Annotated in this window: 6 protein-coding genes and 1 pseudogene; 5 read left to right on the forward strand and 2 right to left on the reverse strand. The window is 65.4% G+C overall.

From position 1 onward, the window contains the following. The 3 genes from CAPSK01_RS23960 to CAPSK01_RS18610 form a co-directional block, all read left to right on the forward strand. The coding region (locus CAPSK01_RS23960; protein ID WP_273704060.1) for a CHAT domain-containing protein at window positions 1-2,854 on the forward strand (2,854 nt) is incomplete at its 5' end. 16 nt (window positions 2,855-2,870) lie between these two features. Then, entirely contained in the window at window positions 2,871-3,059 is a 189-nt protein-coding gene (locus CAPSK01_RS18605; protein ID WP_034930229.1) for a hypothetical protein, read from the forward strand. A gap of 30 nt (window positions 3,060-3,089) precedes the next feature. Continuing rightward, complete coding sequence (locus CAPSK01_RS18610; protein WP_273704061.1) at window positions 3,090-4,247, forward strand: GNAT family N-acetyltransferase; 1,158 nt, start codon at window positions 3,090-3,092, stop codon at window positions 4,245-4,247. A 40-nt stretch (window positions 4,248-4,287) separates the two neighbouring features. On the opposite strand, the gene CAPSK01_RS23965 is transcribed toward CAPSK01_RS18610, so the two are convergent. Together CAPSK01_RS23965 and CAPSK01_RS18620 are read right to left on the reverse strand one after the other, a co-directional pair. Next, on the reverse strand, window positions 4,288-5,778 hold the full coding sequence (locus CAPSK01_RS23965; protein WP_273704062.1) for a metallophosphoesterase: 1,491 nt from the start codon (window positions 5,776-5,778) through the stop codon (window positions 4,288-4,290). A gap of 36 nt (window positions 5,779-5,814) precedes the next feature. Further along, window positions 5,815-6,390 (reverse strand): DUF4337 domain-containing protein, encoded by a 576-nt coding sequence (locus tag CAPSK01_RS18620; RefSeq protein WP_034930232.1) that lies wholly within the window; start codon window positions 6,388-6,390, stop codon window positions 5,815-5,817. Window positions 6,391-6,616: 226 nt separating this feature from the next. Between CAPSK01_RS18620 and CAPSK01_RS18630 the strand changes: the two genes are divergently transcribed. Together CAPSK01_RS18630 and CAPSK01_RS18635 are read left to right on the forward strand one after the other, a co-directional pair. Then, window positions 6,617-7,627, forward strand: coding sequence for a sulfate ABC transporter substrate-binding protein (locus CAPSK01_RS18630; RefSeq protein WP_034930236.1), 1,011 nt, complete (start codon window positions 6,617-6,619; stop codon window positions 7,625-7,627). A 103-nt stretch (window positions 7,628-7,730) separates the two neighbouring features. Continuing rightward, window positions 7,731-8,241: pseudogene (locus tag CAPSK01_RS18635) on the forward strand (sulfate ABC transporter permease subunit CysT); the annotation flags it as partial.

An 8,241-nucleotide genomic window follows, 5' to 3' on the forward strand; every position in this document is an offset into this window, starting at 1 on the left:
CGACGAAGTGGCGCCGCCGCCCTTCGTGCTGCCGGTGCGGCCGCAGTTCGACGGCATCCCATCCGACGTGCGCGGCTTCGGCTTCGGGCTGGCGCGGCCACTCGCAGAAGCGCCGGCAGCCGGCGTGCCGGTGCTGCGCGTCCGCATCGTCCATGGCGACCTGGCCTATGTCCGGCACCCGGTGGTCGTCGGGCATTACCAGGGCGACACCATCGTCAACGCCGAGCAGGCGCTCGACGAGCGTCTCGACAAGGCGCTGACGCAACGCCTTGACCTTGGACTCTACCCAGGGCCGCTCGGCAGCCACGCGTTGTTCTTCAATACCGACAAGGACGCCCAGCCCGGCGGTGCCATCGTCGTCGGTCTCGGCCAGATCGGCGAGTTGTCGCCAGGGCTGCTGATCAGGGCGCTGCGCGACGCCATGCTCGACTTTGCCATCCGTGTTGCGCGCTGGCCAGACGACGACCGCTACGGTCCAGCGAACCGGCCACGTTCGGCGGCACTCAGTTGTCTGCTGGTCGGTACCGGAGCCGGTGGCGGCATCTCCGCGCGCGAGTCGCTGGCGGCGCTGCTGCACGCGGCGACGGCGGCCAATACCAAACTGATGCAGGCGCGGATGGAGGACCGTGTCGTCATCGACCGCCTCGAGATCGTTGAGCTGATGCACGACGTCGCCATCGGCGCCGCACGGGCGCTCGAGGATCTGCTGAACGACGGGCAACTGGCGATCGACGTCGAATGGCCGGAACGGACCCTCATCGAGGGCGATGGCGGCCACCGTCGCGTCGTCTTCGAGGAAATCGGTGGCTGGTGGCAACGCCTCGACATCGGCCGGGACAAGGCCAGCGGCATGCTGCGTTTCGTCGCCACCACCCACCGTGCCCGCGCCGAGGAAACGCTGGCGACCGGCCAGCTGGCGCTCGCCGAAGGATTCGTTCGTCAGGCCAGCCAGTCGCCGGCCGCCAATGCCGAGGTGGCCAAAACGCTGTTCGAGATGCTTTTACCGAACCGGCTCAAGGAACTGGCACCGCGCCAGGATGACCTGGTGCTGCTGGTCGACCGCGAGTCGGCCTGCTTTCCCTGGGAGCTGCTCGAGGACCGCTGGAGTCACAGCCAGCGACCACCGGCGGTCGAGGCCGGTCTCGTCCGGCAATTCAAGACGGCGCGCTTTCGCCCGCACCCGGGCCACGCCAGCGCCCACACCGCCTTCGTCGTCGGCAATCCCGATGTCGGCAAGGCGGCGTTCTGCGAGCTGCCGGGGGCTCGGCGCGAGGCGCAGAAGGTGGTCGAGGTGCTCGGTCGCAATGGCTACCGCAGCATCGAGTGCATCGACGAGAAGTCCGACGCGATCATGTCCGGCCTGCACAAGGAGGCCTGGCGGATCCTGCACCTCGCCGGCCACGGTGTGCACGAGCATCGGGTCGAGGCCGGTGATGGACCTTCGCAGTCCTTCTCGGGGATGGTCATCGGCGACGACGTCTTCCTGACGCCGGGCGACGTCGAGCAGATGCGCTGGGTGCCGGAACTGGTCTTCATCAACTGCTGCCACCTCGGCAAGACGGCCAGCGCGGCCTCCGGCGGGCACAGTCCGCAACTGGCTGCGAACCTGGCGGTGCAGTTCATCGAGATGGGCGTCAGGGCGGTGGTCGCCGCTGGCTGGGCGGTCGATGACGCGGCCGCCGAAGCCTTCTGCGAGAGCTTCTATACGCACCTGCTGCAGGGCCTGCCCTTCGGCGAATCGGTTCGCCTCGCCCGCGAGGCGATCTGGGTCCGTTTCCCCGACGTCAACACCTGGGGGGCGTATCAGTGTTATGGCGACCCGGCCTTCAGGCTGCATGCCGACCATCGCGCCAGCAACGGCCGCCGCCCGGCTGAATACCGCGATCCGAGCGAACTGGTCGTCACGCTCGACAACCTGGGCCAGTCGATCCGCATGGAGAAACGCAATCGGGGCGATGACGAGGAGCAGTTGGCGGCGCATCGCAGCAAGGTCGGCGATGCGCTCGAACGTATGCCGCAGGCAGTGCGCGAGGCCTGGCTGATGCGCGCCGACGTGGCGGCGGCGATCGGTCTCGCCTGGGGCGAGACCGGCGACTATGCGCAGGCGGTCGAATGGCTCGACAAGGCCTTGCGCGCGAACGTCGGCGACTGCCCGCTGCGGGTCGTCGAGCAATGCGCGAACTTCAACGTGCGACTGGCCGGACAGCGCTGGCAGGAGTTGCGCAACGCCGCCGTGGCATCCGACGAAGCCCTGCGGCACGAACTCGTCGGCCGCATCGAAAGGGCCATCGGCGAACTCGCGCTGATCGCCGAACGGGCGCCGACGGTCGAGCGCCTCAGCCTGCTCGGCAGCGCCTACAAGCGCCTGACGTGGATTGCCGATGCGCCGCTGCGCCTGGATGCCGTGGTGAACATGGCCAATTGCTACTCCCAGGCCTTCGAACTCAGCCTGCGCGACGACCCCTACCCGTTCAGCAACTGGGCGCTTGCCGAGCTGATCGGCAAGATGCTCGGGCGCGCCCCGGACATGAACCGGCACCGGTCGCTCGAAAACGAATGCCAGCGGATGATCGAACTCACCCGCAAGCACAATGCCGAGAAACCAAATTTCTGGAGCGCCGTCGGTGTGGCCGACTGCCTGTTGGTGCAACTGCTCGCCGATGACGGGTCGGGCGGAATGCCGCAGCAACAGGCCGAGGCCATCGTCGCCACCTATCGCCTCGCGTTGCAGCGCGGGGCGAGCCCGCGCGAAGCGACGTCGGTGCGCGAGCACCTCGATTTCGTCATCGCCGTTGCCGACCAGGTGCCGGCAGCGATCCGCGATGCGCTGGCGACGATCCGCGACGCGCTTTGAGCACCGGGAGAACAACATGACCGACCGCACGCAGGACGCACTGGAACAGATCAGCCTCGCCGACTTCGACCCGATGGACCTCGTCGCGCCGAATTTCCGCGTAACGGATGATGCGCTCCGGGTGAAGTGCGGCAAGATCGGCGCAGAATTCCTGTACGGCGGGCCGATTTCGCTTGCCGTCACAGGGTCCGGAGTACAATCATGACGATGCCTTAACGATCACGGAACTCGTTGCTTGTCTCCCATCTCGATCAGCCGTGCAGCTTCTGCCGACGCGATTCCACGCGCAGCATGGGCCCGCCTTTGCCCGCCCGGACATCCCTTCCTGAACGCCGATTTTCTGGCGATCATCGAGCGGCACGGGGCGGCGGCCCGTGCCTGGGGATGGACACCTTGCCATCTCGTGGCGAGCGACGCCGACGACACGATCGTCGGTCTGCTGCCGCTGTACGCCAAGACCCATTCGCATGGCGACTTCATCTACGACTGGTCGTGGGCGGCGGCTTACCGGCAACTCGGCCGCGAGTACTACCCGAAGCTGATGAGCTGCGTGCCGCACACGCCGGTTGCCGGCCCGCGCTTGCTGGTCGCCGATGGGCCGGACACCACGGCCATCCGACAGGCGCTGGTCGATGGCGCGCAGAGGCTGAGCAAGCGCGCCGGGGCTTCTTCGTGGCACGTCGCACTGCTCGGCGACGACGAAACAAACCTGCTGCAGGACGAAGGTCTATTGATCAGCAACGATGTCCAGTTTCACTGGGTCGACTCCGGTTGCGGCGATTTCGACGGTTATCTGTCGACGTTCAGTGCCGCCAAGCGCCGCAAGGTCAGGGCAGAACGGCGACGCGTGGCAGAAAGTGGCCTGTCGATCGAGACCCGCCATGGCGATCAGATCAAGGCCGCCGAATGGCCACTGCTGCACGCGCTCTACGCCAGCACCTTCGAGAAATTCAACAATCACGCCGCTTTTTCGGCGGCCTGCTTCGCTGATCTGGCTGCGGTTCTTGGGAAGCGGATGGTTGCCTTCATTGCCCGCGATGCCGGCATGCCGGTCGCCATCGCGCTGTGTTTTCGCAGTGACGAAGCGCTCTACGGCCGTTACTGGGGGGGCTCCGGCCACTACCACAGCCTGCATTTCGAACTCTGTTTCTACCAGGGAATCGCTTATTGCCTGCGCGAGGGACTGCGGCGCTTCGAACCCGGAGCCGGTGGCGAACACAAGCTCGCACGGGGCTTTACGCCGACCATCGTGCATTCGGCGCACTGGATCAGCGATCCGCAGATGCGGCAGCTGCTCAGTCGTCACCTGGCACGGCAAAATGAAGCGCTTGCCGAGTACCGTGATGAAGCGGCCACCCACCTGCCATTCCGGTGCGACACGGCGCCGGACTGACACGACCGGAGGTTCCTCCCTTGTCCCGTGAAGCAACGACTCAAGCACCGGGAAAGCTGCAGGCAATTTCCTTGCGCTCGCCGTTGAGACGGCAGCGGCTGATCGTTTTTCCGTCGGCGTCGAGCAGCGTCCCCACCCAGCCGCTATCGTCAAGTTCGAGCAGCAGGAAACTGTAGCGGTTGAGAAAGATGCCGCTGCTGGCGGCGACGCCATCATAGAGTCTGCCGTCGGGCTGTGCCCTTTCCATGCCGCCGGGGCCAACCTTCCCTTCGTAGACGGGCGACTCGGGATCGAGCGCTTCGAGCTGGGTGCCGCTGGCACCGATCACCACCTGCGCCGGCCGGCCCGCCGGGTAGTGGTCCGGGTCGGCTGCGGGTGCAAAATTGATCGTCTGGAAAGCATGCTGATGGCCTGCGAAGACGAACTGCACGTTCGCCGGCAGCTTGCCGGCAAGGGCGGTCTGCAGCGCGTTGGGCGGTGCTGCTGCGTCAAGCCCGTCGTACCAGATCGGCCGGTGCAGCAGCAGCCAGACCGGGGACGCCTGCAAACGTGCCGGCAGTGTCGTCAGCGCGCTCAGCTTACGTGCAAAAATCTCGACCTCCTGTGGCGTGGCCGGGCGATAGTCCTCGTGGCCAGCGTTGTCGGCAACGACCAGCGTCAGCTTGTCGCCAAGATCGATGCGGTAGGCGTCGGCGGTCAGATTGTTGGCCAGTACCGAGTGGCTGCCGGTCTTGAAGCGCTGGTCGGGGCAGGCCTGATAAGGAAGCGGCGAGAGGAAGCGCATCCAGCCTTCGCCGCCGCGGTCACAGTCCTCATGGTTGCCGCGCACCGTGACCCACGCTGCGGCCGCAAGCAGCGGGGTGGCCGGGGCGAAGAAGTCGGCATGCCAGCCAGCCCAGTCGTAGCCGACGACGACGCCGCGCTCCCGAAGCGGCGCGCAGAGCGCGGGCTGGTCGCAGTATTCGCGGTAATGATAATCGCCGAGGTGAATCACCAGATCGGGTTGCGTGCGTGCCGCGGCGAGTGCAATTCGCTGCCAGGGCCAGTCCGTGGGGCTGCTGCAGTCCTGGATCGGGTCCCCCCGTGCATCGGCGGGGACCTTGACCCGGCAGCCGGTGTCACCCAGCACGACGATGCGCCGGGGAGTGGTCCGGGGCATCGGCATGGCGTGTCCGTCGATGCTTGCCTGGCGCGCTGACCGGGGCAAATCGAGTTCGCACGAGACCACCGCAAAGCCGGGCTCGAACGCGGGGTTGTCACGCGCCGGGGTATGCGGTGGCGTTGCCCGACTGCGCGGCAGCAAGGGCCGGGCGCTGCCATCGACGATCGCCGTCGGGCAGGCATCGGCAGCCGCGACGACGGCTCGCAGGCTGATCGTGTCCTGCGCACCGAGTTGCGTCCAGCGACTGATCGACGTGCCATTGCTGACCGGCTGGCCGGCACAGCCAGCCAGCAGTCCGACGGCCGCCAGCAGCACCCTGCCGGCACGCAAGGAGGGAGGGGCTGATGACGTCTGAGGCAGGGTGGGCACTACGGGCTCTCGTCGCAAATCGGTAGCGTTCGTCGATCAGAGGTGCAGATAACCCGCGGCCCCGGCAAGCAAACCCAGAGCAGTGGCACCATAAACGCCGAACAGCATCCAGCGCTTGCGCGTCAGCAGGGTGATCGCGGCCATCGCGATGGCGACCTGGAGCAGCGTAGTGGCCAGAGCCCAGCGCTCATGCACGTGCATTTCGAGTTCGCTTTTCTGGTCGGCCGCCCTGGCGACGGCTTCAAGCTTGTCGGCCTCGACCTTGATCTCCTGCTTCTCTTTCTTGTAGCGCTCGACTTCCTGGATGTATTTCTCGCGCGCTTCACCGCTCGTCAGGGTAATCGACAGCTCGGCAAGGTTCTGCTTGTTGCTCTTGGCCTGATAGTAGTTCCACTGATTCGACGCCGAGGTTTTCTGGATCGCAGCCTCGTTCTTGTAGAGCAGGGCGGCATTCTGCGAGTGCCCGCCGAGGTAGCCGAAAATGGCCCCGATGGTGGACAGCACGGCGGTGAGAACGGCGACGCGCGAGGTGAAGTGATCACCACCATGCTGAGCGACGTGCTCGACCTCGTGATCGTGCGGACCGTGTACATGAAATCCTTGACCAGACATGAAGTATCTCCTTGCTGCGGTTGGTGTTGCTGTGCGGCCGCGAATTGTACACCAGGCGTACACCAGGCGGGCTTCGATTGTGCGCAGCGCGCCCTGGAAGCCTGGAACGGAGCGCGTTCGCAAGACTCACGGCGAGGCCGTGTATAAGCTAATAAGCAAAGATTCGTTGGCCGAGCGGCCGTACTTTTCTAGACTCCGCCCCGTCCCCTGATCGAACGGAGTTCCCATGCAACTGAAACGCCTGCTGGCCGGCCTGCTGGCCGGCACCCTGCTGGTCGGCAGCACCGTCGCTGCCGACCTGGCCATCCTCAACGTCTCCTACGACCCGACCCGCGAGTTGTACCAGGACTTCAACGCCGCTTTTGCCAGACACTGGCGGGGAAAGACTGGGGATACGCTCAAGGTGAAGGCCTCGCACGGCGGCTCGGGCAAGCAGGCGCGCTCGGTAATCGACGGCATCGATGCCGATGTGGTCACCCTGGCGCTGGCCTACGACATCGACGCCATCGCCGACAAGGGCATCGTGCCGGCCGACTGGCAGAAACGGCTGCCCAACAATGCCGCACCCTACACTTCGACGATCGTCTTCCTGGTCCGCAAGGGCAACCCCAAGGCCATCAAGGACTGGAACGATCTGGTCAGGCCCGGCGTCTCGATCATCACCCCCAATCCCAAGACCTCCGGCGGTGCGCGCTGGAATTACCTCGCTGCCTGGGCCTATGCGCTGAAGCAAGCCGGCGGCAACGAAGCCCGGGCCCGAGAGTTCGTTGGCCAGATCTACCGCAACGTCAAGGTGCTCGATTCGGGAGCACGCGGTTCGACGACCACTTTCGTCGAACGCGGCATCGGTGACGTGCTGCTTGCCTGGGAGAACGAAGCCTACCTGGCGATCAAGGAACTTGGGCCGGACAAGTTCGAGATCGTCACGCCGTCGTTGTCGATTCTTGCCGAGCCACCGGTTGCCGTGGTCGACAAAGTGGTCGACAAGCGGGGGACGCGCCAGGTCGCGCAGGCCTACCTTGAATACCTGTACTCGCCGGAAGGCCAGGAAATCGCCGCCAAGCACTATTACCGGCCGCGCGACGCCAAGATCGCCGCCAGATACGCCAAGCAGTTCGGCAAGGTCAACCTGGTCACCATCGACGACACCTTCGGCGGCTGGCGAAACGCCCAGAAGCGGCATTTCTCGGACGGCGGCATCTTCGACCAGATCTACGTCCCCGGCGGAAAACGTTGAAACCTCGTTTGAAACCCTGCTGGCAACGCCGACTGAATCGTCGGCCGAATCTCCTGCAGCAGAAAGAGAAAATGAACACGTTCATATCCTCGTCGAGGCCGGCATGACCCGCCTGAAGCGCTTCAGTCCATTGCCGGGCTTTGGCCTGGCGATGGGCTACACGCTGGTCTATCTGACCCTGATCGTGCTGATTCCGCTCACGGCAGTCGGCGCCAAGACGCTGACCCTCGGCTGGGATGCCTTCTGGTCTGCGGTCAGCAGTCCGCGCGTGGTCGCTTCATATCAGCTCAGCTTTGGCGCCTCGCTGCTGGCGGCCGGCATCAATGTCATTTTCGGCCTGATCTTTGCCTGGGTGCTGGTACGCTACCGCTTTCCCGGCAAGGGCCTGGTCGATGCTCTGGTGGACCTGCCTTTTGCCCTGCCGACGGCGGTGGCCGGCATCGCCCTGGCAACCATCTACGCGGAGAACGGCCCGGTCGGCGAACTGCTCAAGACGTTCGGAATCGAGGTCGCGTACACCCCTTACGGGGTGCTGCTGGCGCTGGTCTTCATCGGCCTGCCGTTTGTCGTGCGCACGGTGCAACCGGTGCTTGCCGACCTCGAAAAGGAAGTCG

It is taken from the genome of Candidatus Accumulibacter vicinus (assembly GCF_000584955.1).
Taxonomy (GTDB): Bacteria; Pseudomonadota; Gammaproteobacteria; order Burkholderiales; family Rhodocyclaceae; genus Accumulibacter; species Accumulibacter vicinus.

Coding starts and splice junctions, on each gene's coding strand:
- CAPSK01_RS18620 (WP_034930232.1), bottom strand. CDS start 6,390: ATGTCTGGTCAAGGATTTCATGTACACGGTCCGCACGATCACGAGGTC.
- CAPSK01_RS18605 (WP_034930229.1), top strand. CDS start 2,871: ATGACCGACCGCACGCAGGACGCACTGGAACAGATCAGCCTCGCCGAC.
- CAPSK01_RS18630 (WP_034930236.1), top strand. CDS start 6,617: ATGCAACTGAAACGCCTGCTGGCCGGCCTGCTGGCCGGCACCCTGCTG.